The sequence below is a fragment of the Bacillus sp. FSL M8-0077 genome, assembly GCF_038050255.1.
Lineage (GTDB): Bacteria > Bacillota > Bacilli > Bacillales > Bacillaceae > Bacillus > Bacillus altitudinis.
The window spans coordinates 3420372-3439399 of the sequence record NZ_JBBPAF010000001.1 but is presented as its reverse complement, the minus strand read 5'-3'; the positions used below and the strand labels follow the sequence as shown (position 1 = coordinate 3439399).

Sequence of the window (19028 nt, the reverse complement as noted above, 5' to 3'; positions counted from 1 at the left end):
AAATGAGATGAAAGGAAAAACGAGCATTGTGATACTGACGTACAATGAACTGCACCTAACGAAAAAATGTATCGACAGTATCAAGAAGCATACTCGGCGTGATGAATATGAACTCATCATCGTGGATAATGCTTCATCAGACGGAACAAAGGAATATGTGAGAAAACTGGAAGATGTCGTGTTGATTGATAACGAGAAGAATCAAGGCTTTGCTAAGGGCTGTAACCAAGGTGCGAAAAAAGCAACAGGAGATAGTCTTCTTTTTTTAAATAACGACACGATTGTGACCGAAAACTGGCTTTTACCATTAAAAGAAGCTCTTTTTGCATCAGATCGTATTGGTATGGTAGGCCCTGTTTCCAATTATGTGAGTGGTCCTCAGCTCGTTCAGCCATCTTACACAGATGTGAAGGAGCTTCCTGCCTTTGCGAAGGCGTATACGGCTGCGAGAAAAGGTCAAAGGACATATGTGCATAGACTTGTTGGTTTTTGTCTGCTGGTTAAAAGAGAGCTGATCGAGGATGTAGGATTATTTGATGAGCGGTTCGTATATGGATCATTTGAGGATGATGACCTTTGTCTGCGTTCATTGCTGAAGGGATACCAGCTACAAATCGTCCATGATTCTTTTGTGCATCATCACGGTCATGCTACCTTCAATGCCAATGAAGAAACGAACATCTCTACATTGTTTGCGGAGAACAGGCTTCGATTTTTAGATAAATGGGGCATTGATTTAAACCTGATCTCCCCCCATCCATATTTTGCAGCACTGCTCCCTGAGGATGCCAGATGTGTGCTGGATGTTGGCTGCGGTGCTGGGGCGACAGGGCTGGAACTGATCAACCGGCAGTCCGTTGACATGTACGGAGTAGAGGCGGATGCATTAAAAGCAGAGATGGCAAAGGCGTATTACAAAGAAGTGATTGAGACAAAAGCGGAGACGTATCCTTGGTCAGAGAAAGAAGCTTTTTTTGATGCTGTGATCTTTTCTGATGTGTTAGAGCATGTGTCTGATCCATGGCAGATGATTGCTCAAGCGCATGCATCTTTAAAACCAGGTGGTGTGATCATTTGCTGCCTACCTAATATGATGCATGCGGAAGTACTGCTGCCTTTAATGGCAGGTGATTTTACGTATCAAGATGTGGGGATTTTAGATCGAACACATATGAGATTTTTCACACCAAATACGATGCGGGCGCTCTTTCCAGACCATTTATTCCATCGTGTGATCGAACAGCGGATCAATGTGCCAATTGATCAAAACGTTCAATTGTTTTTTGACGAAGTGGCGAGAGTAGGAGAGTCACTTGGCTTTCAAACAAAAGCATTATCTGATCAAGTGACGCTCTATCAGCTTTTGATCGTTGCACGTAAAAAAGGCGGTTCCCCCTCCGGGTAATCCGCCTCAGCGTGTAGGCAAACCCTCGCATTCTTTGTCAGTCCTCTGCGCCGGTGATCACGAATCTCTCATTCGCTCCGGTACTCGTCTTTCCTAGACTGCAAAGGTTTTCTATCACGATGAAAAGAAGACAAAGGGCTAAAACAAAGTTCATTTTAGCCCTTTGTCAACCATCTAAGGCAGTCATTCGCCTTCTGCACTACCATTTAAAGCTTTTCGTTGCCCCTTCTGCACCAAAGTTCAAGATGTTGACTTTCACATCGTAATGAATTTCAGCTTCTTGAAATAGGGTGTCCCATTCGTCACGATGCTTCTCCCAAAAGTCAGGATATTTGATGCGCACCTGATGATTTAAAAAGATCGGATCAACGCCAACTTCTTTTTGCATGTGGCGGACAGCTTTGTGAATCTGCTCATTGATTTTTTTTGAAAAGATGCGCTCATAACGCTTGATGTACTGTTCATCGAATGAGTTCTCAGAAGGATATTGATCTTCAGATAGTTTACCATTTGTTTTTATACTGACTTTAAAGGAAATCTTTCCATCTTTTAGATAAGGTTCGACCTTGGAAGCGGCTTTCTTGATTTCATACGTAATAGGAAAGCCTTTGTACGTTGCAGGAACTACTCCGCCTGAGATACGATTCATCATCCAATTTAAAGCTTGAACGTCATTTGCTGAAATAAACCCTATGAGTTTTCGTGTTTTTCCATGAATGATACCTGCTCCATCATAGACGAGCCCGTCATTAATGGCATCCACACTTTGGACAAGAAAGCTTACGCCCATCTGAAAGTAATCGGACGCTCTCCCAATACGTACCGGCAGTAAAATTTTCCCGTTATAGTCTCGGTTTTTTGATGTTTCAAAGATATGCTCAACTGGAACCTTTTGCTGCGAATTTAATTTTTGATTGAGCACTTTTGATGCATTATCACGAGTCACTAGTAGATAGCTACTTCTTCGAACCTCATCATCTCGTATAAAGTGATTAAGTGTTCCTTGAATATCGTGATGCTCTGCCTGACTTTTGCCGAACAAAAAGATTTTAAGATGATCACTGTAGATCGGCTGATCCTTTAAGGCGACATGACTGACAGCCTCTAGCACATTTTTCCCCTTCGATACGACATTGACATAGCCTGTTGAAGCAGCTTCTTTTGTTCCACCCATATTTGGTATAAGGTTTTGGTAAGTGAGCTTTACGCCTTGATCATCTGTTTCATCGATGCCAACGCCACGCACAAACGTTAATGTCTCAATGTCTTTTATGTCCCAGCACCCTGCAGTTAGAAGAAAAAGAAGACTGGACAAGCAGAATAAAAGTAAACGCCTTCGCCTCATGCAGAACCACCTCCCCATTTTTTACGTATCGTGAGCAGCAAAAATGTGATGAAGGGAATGGCTAAAATAATGAACAGAGCGTAGCCGAGTAAAGTGGAAAAATAAAAGACTTCATTAATATTTTTTGGGAAAAGAGATAGGGCAGAGGTTAAGAAAAACAACAGCCATAGCAACCTTGTTACATTGGTCGTTTTAAAGACTGTGTGACACCCTTTAATGGCAAATTGGAAAAAGCCAAGCATGCAAATAAACTGCTGGCATGTCCAAATCGTCAGTAAGAAAATATCAAAGCGTTCAATGAACACCCCTTCAAGTTCTAGCGCTTGAATGAGTGAGACGGTGGGCCATGTAAGTGACATTGTTTCTCCAACCGTCATGGAGCCAATCACAATAAAAAGCGTGAGAGAGTAAATAAGTGTGGTGATCCCTACACCGATCGCTGCTGCCCATTTCGCTTTTGACCATTTGTCCTTATAGACAAGCGGTACGACAAACAAAATGACTTCAAAGCCTGTAAATTGAATAAATGTTTGAGAGAACAAATTACTAAAATCTTTAAACCCGTGTGCCATTACCGGGCGTAAGTAATCAAAATCGAATATTTTCAAACTGAACAGCATGAGCCCAATATAAATGATCATCGTCATCGGATAAATGTATGTCACCATTTTCACTACTGGAAAAATCCCGCTTTTTAAATGATAGATCGCCACAAGTAAAAAAATCATCACAATCACTGTCATGGGGGTCGATTGCAGAAGGAAAAACTGAACCACTTCCCCAAGTACACGAGCTTCAAAGCCTACAATGGCTAGTAAATAACCGACCAGCATCAAATTAAAGATCGTGCCAAAGAAGGCACCGGCTCCCTTTGTATTCGATTCAAAAATGGTATCCGGCGCATTCTTCTCAGCAATCCAACCTAGCAAAAAAGCAATGAAAGCAAAGATGACTCCCTGTATTAATACAATGATCCAGCCATCAGGGAATCCTGAATTGGCAGAACTGCGTGGAATGGTTAAAATTCCAGCGCCTATCATTGTAGAACTGCACAGAATGGTGACTTGTAACAATGATAGCTTCTCAGCTCTGTACATCGTTTACTCTCCTTGTCTTTTGAGATTTTTTGTCTTGGCTGTTTTCGGTCTCGATTTAAATAGCCCTATCGGTAAACGAACGTACGTATCTTTTAAATCTGAAAACGGTGAAGACAAAACAGGTGTGAAATAGTCAAAACCAAAGGTCTTTAGCTGCATCAAGTGACAAAGTACAAATAAATAACACATGATGAGGCCATATAATCCAAACATGGCTGAACTGAAGATGGCCATAAACCGCAGGATGCGTAAGGGAAAGCTGAAATCATATGATGGAGCAGTGAAATCGGCTAGTGCCGTCAGAGACACAATAATGACCATTAAGGCACTGACAATATTCGCTTGGACAGCCGCCTGCCCAATAATGACGCCGCCGATCAGTCCAATCGTCTGCCCAATCGCCCTAGGAAGACGAAGCCCAGCTTCCCGCAGCAGTTCAATCGTAAAAGACATGAGAATGGCTTCAACTACAGGAGGAAACGGAACATTCTGCCTACTGCCTGCGATTGTGAGTGCCATCTGAGTCGGTAATAAACCTGGGTGATAGGAGACAAGGGCGATGTAGAGACCAGGTAAAAAAATAGTCAAAAGCACAGCGATATAACGAAGCAGACGTAAAAGGGTCGCGCTTGTCCACCTTTGATAATAATCCTCAGGTGATTGCATCAAGGCAGTCAGTGTCATCGGCATGATGAGGGCAAAAGGTGTGCCGTCTAGCAAAATGGAGACTTTGCCTTCAAGCACAGCAGCGATGACCCGGTCAGGTCGTTCTGTATTTTGTATCTGTGGAAAAATAGTGAGGTGGCTGTCCTCGATTAGCTGTTCAATATAGCCGGTTTCAGGAATATCATCCATCTTGATCTCTTTCATTCGTGAAACAACATCTTCCACAAGTGCTGGATCTGCTATATCTCGAACGTACACGAGAGCGGCAGACTTTTTATTCCGAGTACCCACATTGACTTTTTGTATCACTAGATTCGGATCGTTTGCTCTTTCACGAAGCAATGCCGTGTTTTTTTCAAGATTTTCAATAAATCCAATCCGGGGTCCTCTGACAAGGACTTCTGATTGCGGCTCCTCAACTTCTCTAAATTGAAAGAGATTCGTATGGAGCGCAAGCGCTTGAGTGGCTCGATCCACAAATAAAATAGCCCTGCCGCTGTATAACTGCTCGATGGCAAGGTTCATATCTTCCAGCACATCATTTTGAATACCAAAGAACGTTTTAGAAAGGGAAGAAAGTGTGGTGTGGTCGACCTCGGTGATGGTCAGTTCCTTTTGCATAGGTGAAATGATTTGTTTGGAAAGCATCTCAAATTCTGTGAGTCCTTCAACGTACACGAGACATGCAGAGACAGCGGAAGGACCAAATGAAAAAGAGTGGAACACGATATCATCACTTTTACCTGCAAAGCTTTTGACACGCTGAATGACGGACTCTATATCTTGTTCAATACGACTTTTCATAATACCTCACCCTCATGTCTTTTTTTATAGAGTGACTCGGAAGGAGAAGAATTATGCAAATAGAAAAAAGAGAATCCCCTAAAATAGGAATTCTCTTCACATGTTTATCTCGCCAGCCAGCCGCCATCTACGGCTAAAATATGACCGTTCATATAATCGGAAGCAGGGGAGCTGAGAAAGACGGCAGCACCAGCTAGATCTTCAGGCCGTCCCCAGCGTCCAGCGGGAATTCGTTTCAGAATCTCTTCATTCCGGTTCGCATCGTCACGAATGGCTTGCGTGTTATTGGTTGCAATATAACCAGGCGCGATCGCATTGACCTGAATATGCTGACTTGCCCATTCATTTGCAAAAGCTTTCGTCAAACCTGCGACAGCATGCTTACTTGCTGTATAAGCGGGAACAAAGACACCACCTTGAAATGATAGAAGGGAAGCGATATTGACAATTTTCCCTTGCCCTTTTTTCAGCATCTGCTGTCCGACCTTTTGCGTGAGGAAAAAGAGACTGTTGATATTCACATCCATCACAGTATGCCAGTTTTCCTCTGAATATTGAGCGGCCTCTTCTCTTTTAATGGTCCCAGCATTATTGATCAAAATATCAATTGTATGCTGCTTTAAAAGGGCATCAACATCTCGCTTGGCGGAATTAGGATCTGAAAAGTCTACTTGAATCGCATGAAATGATCTGCCGGTCTGTTCGACAAGTTCTTTTGTTTCATCAAGCGGCGTATGGTGGTAGGTGCCGATGATATCTGCACCTGAACGGGCAAGCGCTACGGCAATACCTTGCCCAATACCAGTTCCAGGACCTGTGACAAGAGCTGTTTTGCCTTCGAGGGAAAAGAGGGACGCTACATATGATGTCGTCGTCATTTCATTACCTCAGCTGGTCCATCGGGACAAAGTCCATATCTTTAAACGTATAGTTTTCTCCCGCCATTGCCCAAATAAATGAATAATTTGCTGTACCTGAGCCTGAATGAATGGACCAGGCAGGTGAGATGACGGCTTCTTCATTTGCCACAACGAGATGTCTCGTTTCAGATGGCTCCCCCATAAAATGAAAGACACGTGCGTCTTCCTCTATATCAAGATATAAGTACACTTCCATCCGCCGGTCATGTATATGAGCAGGCATCGTGTTCCATGTGTTATTGGTTTCAAGCTGAGTGATGCCCATCATAAGCTGGCAGCTTTGGATGCCGTCTGCATGAATGACCTGATACAGATTGCGTACGTTTGAGGCGGATGCTTCCCCTAAATGATTCGGTGTTAATTCAGCGATCGCAGCCTTTTGTGTCGGATACGCTCTATGAGCGGTGGCTGACACAAGATAAAATTTGGCCTGCTCACCTGATGAACTAGCAAACTGTACATGTTCGTGTCCAAGTCCAATATATAAGAAATCTTTATGCTCCAGCACAAATGACTCACCATCGACTGTGACCGTACCTTGGCCGCCGACATTTACAATGCCAATTTCCCGTCTTTCAAGGAAATATTCTGTACGTAAAAAGTCGCCGGCATCCAGCTTGATCGGTTCTGATGTCGGCATAACGCCGCCAATCACCACGCGGTCCTCATGCGAATAATACAGCTTCAATTCACCACTGACAAAAAGTGTCGGAATATGAAAATGACGACGAAGTTCCTCTGTTGTAAAACGCTTGACCTGCTCAGGATGTACAGCATAACGATTTTCCATTTGAGATAAGCCTCCCTTTCCATCTGAAACATATGATTGTTTTATTTGGTATCGGTTTCAAGGAAAATTCTAGAGGAAAAAGAGAGCGGCGTCAACCGTTAATTTGAAATCGCTTTCTTTATTTGTATAAAAGCTTTTTTTCTTCATGTTCATGAAAAAAATCTTCTGATACAGCTTAACTTGTGGTATGATTTTTTTAAGTTTATTTGAAATCGGTTTCGAAACAAATGAGAAGATCGATCTTGGGAGTTTTTTGTATGAAAGAGAAAAAGCAAACGAAAGTCACCATTAACGAAGTTGCAGCATATGCAGGTGTCTCAAAATCAACGGTATCCAGATACATCAATGGCAGAACAAATGAAATTTCTCCTGAAAAGGTAAAAAAGATTAAAAAAGCCATTGAGGAGCTCCATTACCGTCCGAGTCAGCTTGCCCAAGGATTGAAAGTAAGAAAGAGCAAGGTCATTGGTTTTATTGTGGCTGATATTACGAATCCTTTCTCTGTTGCGACACTTCGTGGTGTGGAAGAGATTTGTGATGAATATGGATACAGCATTATGGTGTGCAACACAGATAATCGTCCAGAAAAAGAACGAGAAATGCTTCTGAAGCTGAATGCGCATTATATTGAAGGGCTGATCATGAATACGACCGGTCAAAACAATGACATTTTGCAAGACTTTAAGCAAAACGGTGTACCGATTGTTCTTGTTGACCGTAAGTTACCTGAACTCAAGGTCGATACCGTCACAACGAATAACCGTGACATCACGGCTCGTCTACTTCATCAAATGTATGAAAAAGGCTACGAACATATCGCTTTCTTTACTGAGCCGGTCGATGGGATTAGTCCTCGTGAAGAACGAAAAGAAGCCTATGAACAGACGGCCATGAGTCAACATAAGAAACCTATGATTGCAGAAATCAATTTGAAGCAAAAGGAACAAATGCGAGATGAAATTCTTCGTTTTTTACAAGCAAACCATCAGAAAAAAGCGATTTTAGCAGCCAATGGATTGCTCATGCTGAAGCTCATCAGTGAACTCGTCGATCTCGGGGTGAAGATTCCTGAGGAGATAGGCATTGCCGGATTTGATGATACAGAATGGTATAAGCTCATCGGGCCAGGCATCACTACGGTGGCGCAGCCATCTCATGAGATGGGGAAAGCAGCGATGCAAAAAATCAAGACGCGTCTTGAAGGGGATAAGAGTGCACCCCAGACCATTCAACTTGATGGTGAAATCATTGTGAGAAAATCTTTATAAACGTCAGGCAGAGAAGAGTATACATACGTGCATGCTCTCTCTTTTTCAACTGTTTTGAAACCGGTACCAAGAAAGGGGAGAAATCAGTGAAATCATTGGATGTGATCACATTTGGGGAATCAATGGCGATGTTTTATGCAAAAGAAATTGGCGAGCTTCACCAAGTGCATACGTTTCAAAAAGCACTTGCTGGTGCAGAGAGTAATGTTGCGGTCGGCTTGGCAAGATTAGGCTTTAGCGTAGGCTGGATGAGCAAGGTCGGGGCGGACTCACTTGGTACATTTATTTTAGAAGAGCTTCAAAAAGAAGGGGTCGATACGAAGGCAGTACTCCGTTCAAATGACGGAGCCAAAACAGGGATATTGCTGAAATCAAAAGTCATCGATGGAGACCCTGATGTGACGTACTACCGAAAAGGCTCTGCTGCGAGCACATTGAACCCAAGCGATTTCCCGTCCACTTATTTTCAGCAGGCAGGACATCTTCATATGACCGGAATCCCACCTGCTGTGTCTAGTGAAATGAGAGCGTTTTCTTTTCATGCCCTTAAAGAAATGAAAGAAGCAGGAAAAACCATTTCCTTTGACCCGAACCTTAGACTTCAGCTATGGGAAGAGGAAGAAGACATGATTCATACGGTGAACCAGATGGCTGCTCAAGTCGATTGGTTTTTCCCAGGGCTTGCAGAAGGTCAAAGACTCACGGGGTGTCATGAGCCCGAAGCGATTGCGGATGTTTATTTGCAAAAAGGTGTCAAGCTTGTGGTCATTAAACTGGGAGCGGAAGGAGCCTATTTCAAAAGTGCATCCGGCCAAGGTGTAGTGGATGGTTTCCATGTGTCTCATGTCGTGGATACAGTCGGAGCTGGTGATGGATTTGCAGTGGGAGTGATGAGCGGTCTGCTGGACGGATTATCATATGAAAAATCGGTGACAAGAGGCAATGCCATTGGAGCACTTGCAGTCATGTCCCCAGGAGATCACGAGGGACTGCCGAAACGGGAAGAGCTTCAGGCATTTATAAAAGAAGCCAAACGATATCAAAGGCGACACGATATGAAGGGAGATGAGAGGTATGGGAAAGTCAGCAAGTATGAGCGTTAAAGAGAAGCTCGCAGCTTGTAAACTCATTGCGGTGGTCAGAGCAGGTAGTGAGGCAGAGGGGATAGAGATGATTGGTCGTTTAAAGAAAAAAGGGGTGCGGGCCATCGAAGTGACATATACCACGCCCAAAGCAGAGCGGATCATTGCATCTTACCAGCATGACCACGACTTGATTGTCGGAGCCGGAACGATTACAACGCTTGAGCAGGCACAATCAGCCATTGAAGCCGGCTCTCAATTTATCGTCAGCCCTGGATATCTTCCTATCATCGGAGAACACCTATCCTTTCACGATACACTTTACGTACCGGGCGTTTTGACCCCGAGTGAAATTATGCAGGCAAAAGCAAATGGATACAGTGTGTTAAAGCTTTTTCCGAGCGGCTCCTTCGGTTTGTCCTATATGAAAAATTTGCAAGGCCCGTTTCCAGAGATTGAGTTCATCCCAACAGGAGGCATTCATCCAGTCGATGTGCCAAAGTGGCTTGAAGCAGGAGCTGTGGCAGTAGGTGTCGGCAGCCAGCTTGAAAGCAGTACAGCAGAAGAATTACAGGCTGTTCTTCAACCATCATATAGATAACGTAAACAACCGGCGGATGGATGCCGGTTGTTTGTTCGTTTATCTGACATAAAAGCTCAGAAGACGCATCTTTTCAAGTAAAATGAGCATAAAGGAGAGGTCGATATGTACATTCAACAAGATGAACTAAAAGATGGTCAAATTGAACAATTGATTAAAGCTCATTTAGAAGAGATGAAAAAACATTCACCGCCAGAAAGCATTCATGCCCTTCCGTTAGACGATCTGAAAAAACAAGATGTCACAGTATGGAGTGCAAGGGATGGAGAGGCGCTTCTTGGCTGCGGAGCCATCAAGGAGCTATCAAGTGAACATGGTGAACTCAAATCGATGAGGACGGCAGCAACCCATATGCGAAAAGGCGTGGCGAAGCATCTGTTGACCCATCTTCTCCATGAGGCGAAGCAGCGGGGTTATAAAAGAGTCAGCCTTGAAACAGGTGCGATCGCTTTCTTTGAACCGGCAAGAAAATTATATGAAAGCTTTGGATTTCAATATTGTCCGCCTTTTGGTTCATACCAAGAAGATCCAAACAGTTTATTTATGACAAAGGAATTATAGAGGTCGAGAGAGTATGCTTTTATAGCAGCTCTTTTTTTATGCGGCAACAATGAAAGGAGGGGGATGTGAATGAAATGGTCGAAGCTGTTCGGAATGGGCGCATTTCTCACATTTTGTGTTATATCTGTTCTTTTTTTATCTGTATTAGGTCAAGATTTAGTTAAAATTGAAAGCGCTTCCGACGAGGCGGTATCAACTTATCAATATCACTTTGTTCTTGTACCAGAGGAACTTGATAATGAATATTGGCAATTGGTGCAAAAGGGAGCTGCTGATGCGGCGGAAGTTCATCGGGTGTATCTTGAATACCTAGGTCCAAAGCAGGCTGATTTGGATGATCACCTGAAAACCATTGATATGGCGATTGCTGGTCATGTGGACGGCATTATGACACAAGGGCTTGATGCAAAGAAATACAAACCGCTCTTTCAAAAAGCAAGAGAGAAAGGTATAGATGTCGTCACAGTCGATACCGATGCAGAGGGGAGCAAGCGTCAAGTGTATGTCGGAACAGATAACTATTATTCCGGTTTTATCGCCGGACAGGCACTCATCGCTGATACAAAAGGCGAGCAGTATGTGGGCATTGTGACGGGACGGCTTGATGCGATTCACCAGAAGCTTCGCGTGAAGGGGTTTCGAGATGCCGTTTCTGGTGAGAAACGCATTCATATTGCTGGAATAGAAGAGTCGGCGATTACGAAATCAGGTGCTTCCGGTGCTGCGTATAAATTGTTAAATGATCATACGCAGCTCACCGCGTTTTATGGAACAAGCGCATTAGACGGTGTCGGCATTATTCAAGCAATAGAGCAATATCATTCGTCTAAAGATGTTTATGTGCTGGCATTTGATACATTGCCTGATACGATTCAAGCGCTGGATGATGGGAAAATCGATGCAGTGGTTGTACAGCACCCTTATGAAATGGGCTATCAAGCGGTTGAATCTCTTGTTCGTTTGCAGCAAGGGGATAAAGAAGAACCGCTTCAGTACACAGGGACGAGTGTGATTCGGCGAGGAGACCTGCCCCTTCATCAAACGGAAAGACTGCAGGGGGTTCAGCCATGAAGAGAATTCGAAGTAAGTTATTATTGGCTTTTTTAATTCTTGTGCTCCTTGGCAATGTGGCCGCTTTTTTTGTGTATTGGAGCAGTTCAAAAATCACATCAGAATATAGCAAGAGCTTTCGTTCCTTTCTCCTGCTGAATGATATTTCGACAGAGGCAAAAACGATGTATGAAAAGGTCAACGCCTTTGCCATCGAAAAGGATCAGGCGTTTGCCAAAGGGTATGCTGAATCAAAACAGAAAATGACATCATATGATCAAGCATTGCTCAAAGATGCAGGGCTTCATGCCGCCATCCCCTCCATTGAAAAATATCAATATATGATGCGGACGCTCATAAACGAAAGTGATGCGACAATGAATCATGTCAAAGAAGGGAAAATCAAAGAATATGCTGCAAGTGTGAAAGAAGTAAGAACCGTGTCCTCTTATATCCAAGAGCAGACAATGACTCTTTTGGATGATGAATTATCTGAGTATCAAGTACTCTACCAATCCCTTCAAAAAAGACATCAAACGTATGCGCTTTTTACTCTATGTCTGTTTACATTATCGATAGGCATCGCTTTATGGATGGCCTATATCATTGCGGGCGGGATTTCAAGACCGATCGTTCATCTATCTCGAAGTGCTAAAGAAGTATCAGAAGGAAATTTTGATGGTCCGAATTTGCATGTGTCATCAAAGGACGAAATCTCTGTGTTAAATCATGCCTTTGAGCGAATGCGGCGAGAGATGAAGGTAATGATTGAAGAGATGAAGCAAAAGGCCGCTTTAGATCAGAAAATTAAAGACATGAAGCTGAAAACACTGCAAAATCAAATGAACCCACATTTTTTATTTAATACATTAAACATCGTTTCACGTATGGCGTACTTAGAATCAGCTGATGCGACATCGAGATTGATACAATCCGTTTCTACGCTGATGCGGTATTCACTATCTCCTCTCAGCACGTCTGTTACGTTAGAACAAGAGGTGAAAGTGGTAAAAGAATATTTTCATATACAAGAAACAAGATTTTCCGATCGTATTACATGCAAAACGACCATAGATGAATCGTGTCTATCTGTACACATTCCGAGCCTCACATTGCAGCCGCTTGTCGAAAATGCCTTTATTCATGGGGTAGAACCAAAAGAGGAGGGGGGGCTTGTAGAGCTCTCTATTGATCGAGATGATGGCTTTGTTATGATTCGGATTCGGGATAATGGACTTGGCATCAGTGATCAAGAGAAAAAAAGATTGCTATCGCAAGAGGAAGAAGATCATCCAGATACATGTAGTAAAGGTCACTCGACAGGAATTGGTCTTCGAAATGTGATGTCGAGGCTGCGTTTGTTTTACGGAGTGCAGGATGCCCTTCAAATTGATTCAAAGCCAAACGAAGGAACCACCATTCAATTGACAATACCAATCAAGGAGGAACGAGCATGCTGAACGTGCTGATTGTAGATGATGAAAAAATTGAACGAATGGCGATGCGTAAGTTCATGACCGAATGGCTGCCAGACTGTCATATTGCAGGGGAAGCTGCGAATGGAAAAAAGGCGGTGGAATTGGCGCGGTCTCAGCCAATTGACCTTGTGCTCATGGATATTCAGATGCCTGGCATGGATGGACTCACAGCGATCAAACAGATCAAAGCAAGCTGCCCTTATACTAAATTTATTATGCTGACAGCCTACGATACATTTGATTATGCCAAGCAAGCCATGCAGGAAGGGGTCAAACAATACCTTGTCAAACCAGCTGATAAAGACGAAACCATTACAGCGATTCGTTCTGTTGCGGCAGAAATTCAGCAGGAGGTCTCCCTGCGGCAGGCGGAGAAAGTCAATCAGCAGTCAAAATGGCTGGAAGCCCATGTGTTGAATGGTCAATCTTATTCCTCCACAGCGTTTGAGCGGCTGTTTCAGGATTTTCAAGCAGGTCTAGTGATCGCTGTTCAGCGGACAGGCGGGGATCAACTCCTGAATCATTTGCAGGAGTCTGCGCTTTTTCAAGCAGTGCCTATCAAAGTGAGCGGTGAGCTGTTTACATGCTTGATTTACAGCCGTCAGTCACCTGGTCATCTAAAGGCGAATGTACTGCAAGCCATTCGCGCTGCCATGACAAGCGAGCAGCATTCCCCTGTCATTGTTGGCATGGGTCATCCTGTCTCAAATCCACTTCAACTTCAGAAAAGTGCGGCAGAAGCGAAGCTGTCCTATTATCAGCGGAAAAAAGATGACGGCGCTGTTCGTTATGGCTTTTACCATACAGATAGACAATCTTACGTATTGATCAACTTGCCTGAGCTTGCCGATGACATGATGCTGGCACTAGAAGAAGGGAGAAGAGATGATGCTCTTGCTTACTATGATGCCTTCCAATTAGAAGGGGCAACCATTTCTCATGTGAAAGAGCTGCTCATTTTACTCAAATCACGACTTCGTGCAGATGTGCCTATCCTGGCTATCACTACAGAAACAGAATGCCGCCAATGCTGTGACCATTTATTTGATCTGTATGAAGCAAGAACCCAGACGGTGAATGATATAGAACGGGCGAAACGATACATTCAAACACATTTTTGCGAACATATCACGCTGGAGCAAACGGCCGCCTATGTTGATTTAAGCCCGACGTATTTCACCAAACGCTTTAAGGATGAGACAGGTCTGACGTTTAAAGAATATGTGACGACCTGTAGGATGGATAAAATGAAGAAGCTACTGAAAGAGAGTTCGCTTAGTTTAAAAGAAATCACCTATCAAGCAGGATATACTGATCCGAATTACGTCAGTCGTGTGTTTAAAAAAATGGTGGGCTGTTCACCGAAGGAATATCGAAAACAGGTCGTAAAAAAATGAAGAATTTCATAAAAAAGTGAAGAAGTTTGCCTGAAAAAAGGCAAGGATCTGCCAGTATACTTATTTTGATAACGCTTACAAAATAGGGATGGGGGATCCATGATGAAGTTTAAAATAGGCTTTACTTTATTGGCACTCTGTATGCTGGTCGTCTCTGCTTGCAGTTCATCGACGAACTCAGATGCAAAAAAAGAGGGCGGAGCGGAGAAGCTAGAAATTTTCTCTTGGTGGACTGGTGCAGGTGAGGAAGACGGGCTGAAGGCACTCATTCAATTGTTTGAAGAGAAAAATAAAGACATTCCAATTGAAAATGCAGCTGTCGCTGGTGGCGCTGGTACGAATGCAAAGGCTGTTCTAACAAGCCGGATGCAAGGAGATGATCCGCCGGCTACGTTCCAAGTACATGGGGGAGCAGAGCTGAATGAGAGCTGGGTAGCCGCCGGCAAGATGGAACCGCTGGATGATCTTTATGAAAAAGAAGGCTGGAAGGATAAATTTCCAGAATCACTGATTGACCTTGTGAGCAAAGACGGGAAAATCTATTCCGTTCCAGTGAATATTCACAGAGGCAATGTGCTTTGGTATAACAAAAAAGTATTTGAAGATCAGGGCTTAGAGCCGCCAACGACGTTTGATGAATTTTTCAAAACAGCCGATGCCTTAAAGAAAAAAGGGATAACACCACTTGCGCTTGGGGATAAAGAACCTTGGGCAGCGACTCATTTGTATGAGAGCGTTCTTCTAGGTGTATTAGGTGCAGATGACTATCAAAAACTTTGGGCGGGCGACTTAAAAATGGATGATGCAAAAGTGAAGGAAGCAGCAGACATCTTTGGACGTATGCTCGAATACGTCAACGACGATCATAGCTCGCGTAACTGGCAGGATGCCTCACAACTCGTGGCAAAAGGGGAAGCTGCAATGAATGTCATGGGCGACTGGGCAAAAGGATATTTTGTGAATGATCTAGATTTGAAGGTGAATAAAGACTTTGGATACGTGGCAACTCCTGGTACGGAAGGCAGCTTTATGGTCATCACGGATACATTCGGACTGCCGAAGGGTGTCAAACAGCCAGAAAACGTGAAAAAATTCTTATCTGTTTTAGGATCTGTGGAAGGACAGGATGCGTTTAATCCGCTAAAAGGGTCAATACCGGCACGTGTGGATGCAGACGTATCAAAATATGATGAATACGGAAAATCGGCCATGAAGGCGTTTAAAGAGTCAAAGCTGGCACCGTCTCTTGCGCATGGCTCAGCTGCTGATGAAGGCTTTGTCACGAAGGCGAACCAAGCCGTCAATATTTTCGTGACACAAAAAGACAGCAGCCAGTTCGTTTCTTCTTTAAAAGATTCAATGAAATAAAGACGAAAGAGGCGGCCGTTAGGCACCGCCTCTTTTTTAAAAAAGGAGTGTAGCTTCATGCGCATGGACACATCGCCGATCACAAAAACACCAGCAGTAAAAGTGAAACGTGTTCGGAAAAAATGGAATGGAGACCAGCTGCTTGCCCTGCTATTTTTAGCACCGTCAGCTGTTTTATTATTCATTTTTGTTTACGGCTTTATTGGCTGGACAGGATATGTTTCATTATCGAACTGGACCTCGCTTGTTCCTGATTTTTCTTTCGCAGGTATGAAAAATTATGTCATGCTGTTTCAAGATTTTCGCTTTCAGTCAGATCTTCGAAACACGGTCTTTTTTACATTATTCTTTATTGGAGCAGTCATTGCTTCTGGGCTTGTACTGGCCATTTTACTAGACCAGAAGATCAAGGGGGAATCACTGTTTCGGAATCTCTTTTTCTTTCCGATGGCCCTTTCCTTTGTTGTCACGGGTGTTGTGTGGCAATGGATCCTAAATCCATCAACTGGGGTGAATCTGTTTTTAAAAACACTCGGCATCCAGCCCAAGTGGTACACGGATACGAACATTTTAGCTGGATTTGTCTGGGGGAAAATTGAGTTTGGTGTACCAGCAGCAATGATTGCAGTTGTCATCGCTGCTGTGTGGCAGATGACAGGGTTCTCACTTGCGATGTATTTGGCTGGTCTTAGAGGAATTCCAGAGGAAGTGAGAGAGGCTGCTAGAATGGATGGCGCAACCGAGTGGCAAATCTACTGGAAAATCATTTTCCCGCTGTTAAAACCAATCACAGCGAGCGTCGTCATTATCATGGCACATATTTCTTTAAAGATCTTCGATTTGATTTACTCGATGACAGGACCAGGTGCAAATTTTGTCACCGATGTGCCAGGTGTTTATATGTTTGAAATGACCTTTAGAGGAAACCATTATGCAGGTGGTGCCGCCATTGCGATCGTCATGCTGATTTCTGTTGCGGTCTTTATCGTGCCGTATCTCCTGTCTAGCCGGAAGGGGGCTTCATCATGACCGCAAGAGGGTTTGTCCGTCCAGTTCTTTATGCTTTATTAATACTGTGCAGTTTGTTTTTTCTCATGCCTGTTTATGTCATGCTTGTCACGAGCTTAAAGCCATTAGGTGAAGTCACCCTTGAGCGAATGTGGTCGCTTCCATCTACACTCGATTTCTCAAGCTACAAAATCGCTTTTGAAAAGTTATCACCCAATTTAATGAATTCTCTTTATCTAGTCATTCCTGCTACCTTATTGTCAGCTGTATTAGGTGCGATGAATGGCTATGTGCTGTCTAAATGGCGCTTTAAAGGATCAGAAGTGGTGTTTACCTTCATGTTGTTCGGTATGTTTATTCCATATCAAAGCATCCTCATTCCACTCATTCAATTTTTGCGTGAAATCGGTTTGTATAACTCCATTCCGGGACTTGTGCTTGTCCATGTCGTATATGGCCTGCCAATCACAACACTCATGTTCCGCAATTTTTATGTGAGCATTCCTGATGAAATGATTGAATCGGCAAAGATGGATGGAGCTGGGTTTATCGGGATCTTCCGACATATGATTCTGCCGCTTTCCATCACAGGGTTTGTTGTGGTTGCCATTTGGCAGTTCACAAATGTGTGGAATGAGTTTTTATTTGCGGTCACTATGACCACGGCAGAGAATCAGCCGGTTATGGTCGCACTGCAAAATTTATCAGGCAGTCAAATTGTGCAATGGAATGTTCAAATGGCAGGTGCCATCTTGGCTGCACTGCCGACACTTTTGGTCTATATTCTACTCGGAAAATACTTTGTGAAAGGGCTTCTTGCAGGCTCTGTCAAAGGGTGAATTGATTTTCTTGTTATCGTTTTCATTTGGTGTATTGAAAGGATTGACTTCTCTTTAGATAGCGTCATAATAAAAGTTGAGACTTGCTAGTTTTCATCTTGCTAGGCAAGGATTATAAAGGGTAGCAAAGGGAGGAGTCATCCTGAATGAAGCAGTCACCAATTTTTTTACTGCCTGAATTGAAGGAGAGAATATGGGGAGGTACAGCCTTAAAGGATCAATTTGGCTATGATATTCCTTCTGATCAAACGGGAGAATGCTGGGCAATTTCTGCTCATCCAAACGGACCAAGTGTCGTGCAAGACGGTCCATATAAAGGGAAAACGCTGATCGAACTATGGGACAATCACAGAGAATTGTTTGGGGGAATAGAAGGCGATCGCTTCCCGCTCTTAACAAAAATTTTAGATGCGAACCAAGACTTATCCGTTCAAGTTCATCCAGATGATGATTATGCGGAAAGACATGAAAATGGCGAGCTTGGGAAAACAGAGTGCTGGTATATCATTGACTGCAAAGAAGGCGCAGAAATGATCTACGGTCATAATGCGAGGACGAGAACTGAGCTTGTGACCATGATGAACAGCGGAGATTGGGAAGGTCTTTTGCGTCGTGTGAAGATTAAGCCTGGTGATTTTTATTATGTGCCAAGCGGTACCATTCATGCGCTATGTGAAGGTACACTGGTCCTAGAAACACAGCAAAGCTCAGATACGACCTATCGCGTATATGATTATGAACGAAAAGACCAGGATGGCAAAGAACGTGAACTTCATTTTGCGCAAGCCATTGATGTTACAACGGTTCCTCATGTAGACGGTTATGCAGATGAATCAGTAGAAACTCGTCCAGGGGTGACCATTAGAACATTTGTAGAAGCAGAATATTTCTCTGTGTATAAATGGGAAATTGATCAAAAAGTAGAGCTATCGCAAGATTATCCGTTTTTGCTGTGCAGCGTTATCAATGGGGAAGGGTCCTTAGAGCATAATGGGCATACATACCCGCTGCCAAAAGGAGCTCATTTTATCCTGCCTGCTGAAACTGGGAATTTCACAATTGAAGGATCTTGTGAACTGATTGTGTCACATATATAAAGAAATAGAGGACTTCAAGGGGTCCTCTCAGCGTGTAGACAAACCCTCGCATTCTTTGTCAGTCCTGCGTGCTGGTGCTCACGAATGTCAAATTCGCTCTGCTCCGGTGCTCGTCCTTCCTAGACTGCAAAGGCTTTCTATCACGCTGAAAAGAAGACAAAGGGCTAAAATAAAGTTCATTTTAGCCCTTTGTCAACAATCTGAGAGGACTTCAAGAGGTCCTCTATTTTTCTATTGCATAAAGGACTTGAA

General features: G+C 43.5%; 17 protein-coding genes. 12 read left to right on the top strand and 5 right to left on the bottom strand.

Annotation, left to right across the window (positions count from 1 at the left end):
• Positions 1–7 precede the first annotated feature (7 nt).
• Positions 8–1405 (top strand): bifunctional glycosyltransferase family 2 protein/class I SAM-dependent methyltransferase, encoded by a 1398-nt coding sequence (locus NST57_RS17810; protein WP_341298993.1) that lies wholly within the window; start codon positions 8–10, stop codon positions 1403–1405.
• 199 nt (positions 1406–1604) lie between these two features.
• On the opposite strand, the gene NST57_RS17805 is transcribed toward NST57_RS17810, so the two are convergent.
• The 5 genes from NST57_RS17805 to kduI all read right to left on the bottom strand — a co-directional run bounded on the left by NST57_RS17805 (position 1605) and on the right by kduI (position 7027).
• Entirely contained in the window at positions 1605–2750 is a 1146-nt protein-coding gene (locus NST57_RS17805; RefSeq protein ID WP_226650564.1) for a Ger(x)C family spore germination protein, read from the bottom strand.
• Entirely contained in the window at positions 2747–3847 is a 1101-nt protein-coding gene (locus NST57_RS17800) for a GerAB/ArcD/ProY family transporter (protein ID WP_142152881.1), read from the bottom strand. The genes NST57_RS17805 and NST57_RS17800 overlap by 4 nt, the downstream gene beginning before the upstream one ends.
• A 3-nt stretch (positions 3848–3850) precedes the next feature.
• Positions 3851–5317 carry a spore germination protein gene (locus NST57_RS17795; protein WP_041507873.1) on the bottom strand — a complete coding sequence of 489 codons (1467 nt, stop codon included), beginning with the start codon at positions 5315–5317 and terminating at the stop codon, positions 3851–3853.
• 104 nt (positions 5318–5421) lie between these two features.
• Positions 5422–6195, bottom strand: coding sequence for a 2-dehydro-3-deoxy-D-gluconate 5-dehydrogenase KduD (gene kduD, locus NST57_RS17790; protein WP_341298992.1), 774 nt, complete (start codon positions 6193–6195; stop codon positions 5422–5424).
• A 4-nt stretch (positions 6196–6199) separates the two neighbouring features.
• Positions 6200–7027 (bottom strand): 5-dehydro-4-deoxy-D-glucuronate isomerase, encoded by an 828-nt coding sequence (gene kduI / locus NST57_RS17785; RefSeq protein ID WP_017368169.1) that lies wholly within the window; start codon positions 7025–7027, stop codon positions 6200–6202.
• Between the two features lie 257 nt (positions 7028–7284).
• Between kduI and NST57_RS17780 the strand changes: the two genes are divergently transcribed.
• From NST57_RS17780 to manA, 11 genes are all read left to right on the top strand, one after another.
• Positions 7285–8295, top strand: a complete 1011-nt coding sequence (locus NST57_RS17780; protein ID WP_142152876.1) for a substrate-binding domain-containing protein — start codon at positions 7285–7287, stop codon at positions 8293–8295.
• Positions 8296–8381: 86 nt separating this feature from the next.
• A complete protein-coding gene (locus NST57_RS17775) occupies positions 8382–9398 on the top strand; it encodes a sugar kinase (RefSeq protein WP_341298991.1) in 1017 nt (338 codons plus the stop codon).
• Positions 9370–9978, top strand: coding sequence for a bifunctional 4-hydroxy-2-oxoglutarate aldolase/2-dehydro-3-deoxy-phosphogluconate aldolase (locus tag NST57_RS17770; RefSeq protein WP_341298990.1), 609 nt, complete (start codon positions 9370–9372; stop codon positions 9976–9978). The genes NST57_RS17775 and NST57_RS17770 overlap by 29 nt, the downstream gene beginning before the upstream one ends.
• Before the next feature lie 105 nt (positions 9979–10083).
• Positions 10084–10539 carry a GNAT family N-acetyltransferase gene (locus NST57_RS17765; protein WP_341298989.1) on the top strand — a complete coding sequence of 152 codons (456 nt, stop codon included), beginning with the start codon at positions 10084–10086 and terminating at the stop codon, positions 10537–10539.
• A 69-nt stretch (positions 10540–10608) separates the two neighbouring features.
• Positions 10609–11610: a sugar-binding protein gene (locus tag NST57_RS17760; protein WP_341298988.1), complete on the top strand. Its 1002-nt coding sequence runs from the start codon at positions 10609–10611 to the stop codon at positions 11608–11610.
• Entirely contained in the window at positions 11607–13049 is a 1443-nt protein-coding gene (locus NST57_RS17755; RefSeq protein ID WP_341298987.1) for a sensor histidine kinase, read from the top strand. Before NST57_RS17760 ends, NST57_RS17755 begins: the two co-directional genes overlap by 4 nt.
• Complete coding sequence (locus NST57_RS17750; RefSeq protein ID WP_341298986.1) at positions 13043–14464, top strand: response regulator transcription factor; 1422 nt, start codon at positions 13043–13045, stop codon at positions 14462–14464. The genes NST57_RS17755 and NST57_RS17750 overlap by 7 nt, the downstream gene beginning before the upstream one ends.
• A 99-nt stretch (positions 14465–14563) precedes the next feature.
• Positions 14564–15832: an ABC transporter substrate-binding protein gene (locus NST57_RS17745; protein ID WP_341298985.1), complete on the top strand. Its 1269-nt coding sequence runs from the start codon at positions 14564–14566 to the stop codon at positions 15830–15832.
• 57 nt (positions 15833–15889) lie between these two features.
• Positions 15890–16861: a carbohydrate ABC transporter permease gene (locus tag NST57_RS17740; RefSeq protein WP_341298984.1), complete on the top strand. Its 972-nt coding sequence runs from the start codon at positions 15890–15892 to the stop codon at positions 16859–16861.
• Entirely contained in the window at positions 16858–17679 is an 822-nt protein-coding gene (locus tag NST57_RS17735; RefSeq protein ID WP_008343219.1) for a carbohydrate ABC transporter permease, read from the top strand. The genes NST57_RS17740 and NST57_RS17735 overlap by 4 nt, the downstream gene beginning before the upstream one ends.
• Positions 17680–17825: 146 nt before the next feature.
• On the top strand, positions 17826–18776 hold the full coding sequence (manA, locus tag NST57_RS17730; RefSeq protein WP_142152858.1) for a mannose-6-phosphate isomerase, class I: 951 nt from the start codon (positions 17826–17828) through the stop codon (positions 18774–18776).
• The last annotated feature ends 252 nt before the right edge of the window (positions 18777–19028 follow it).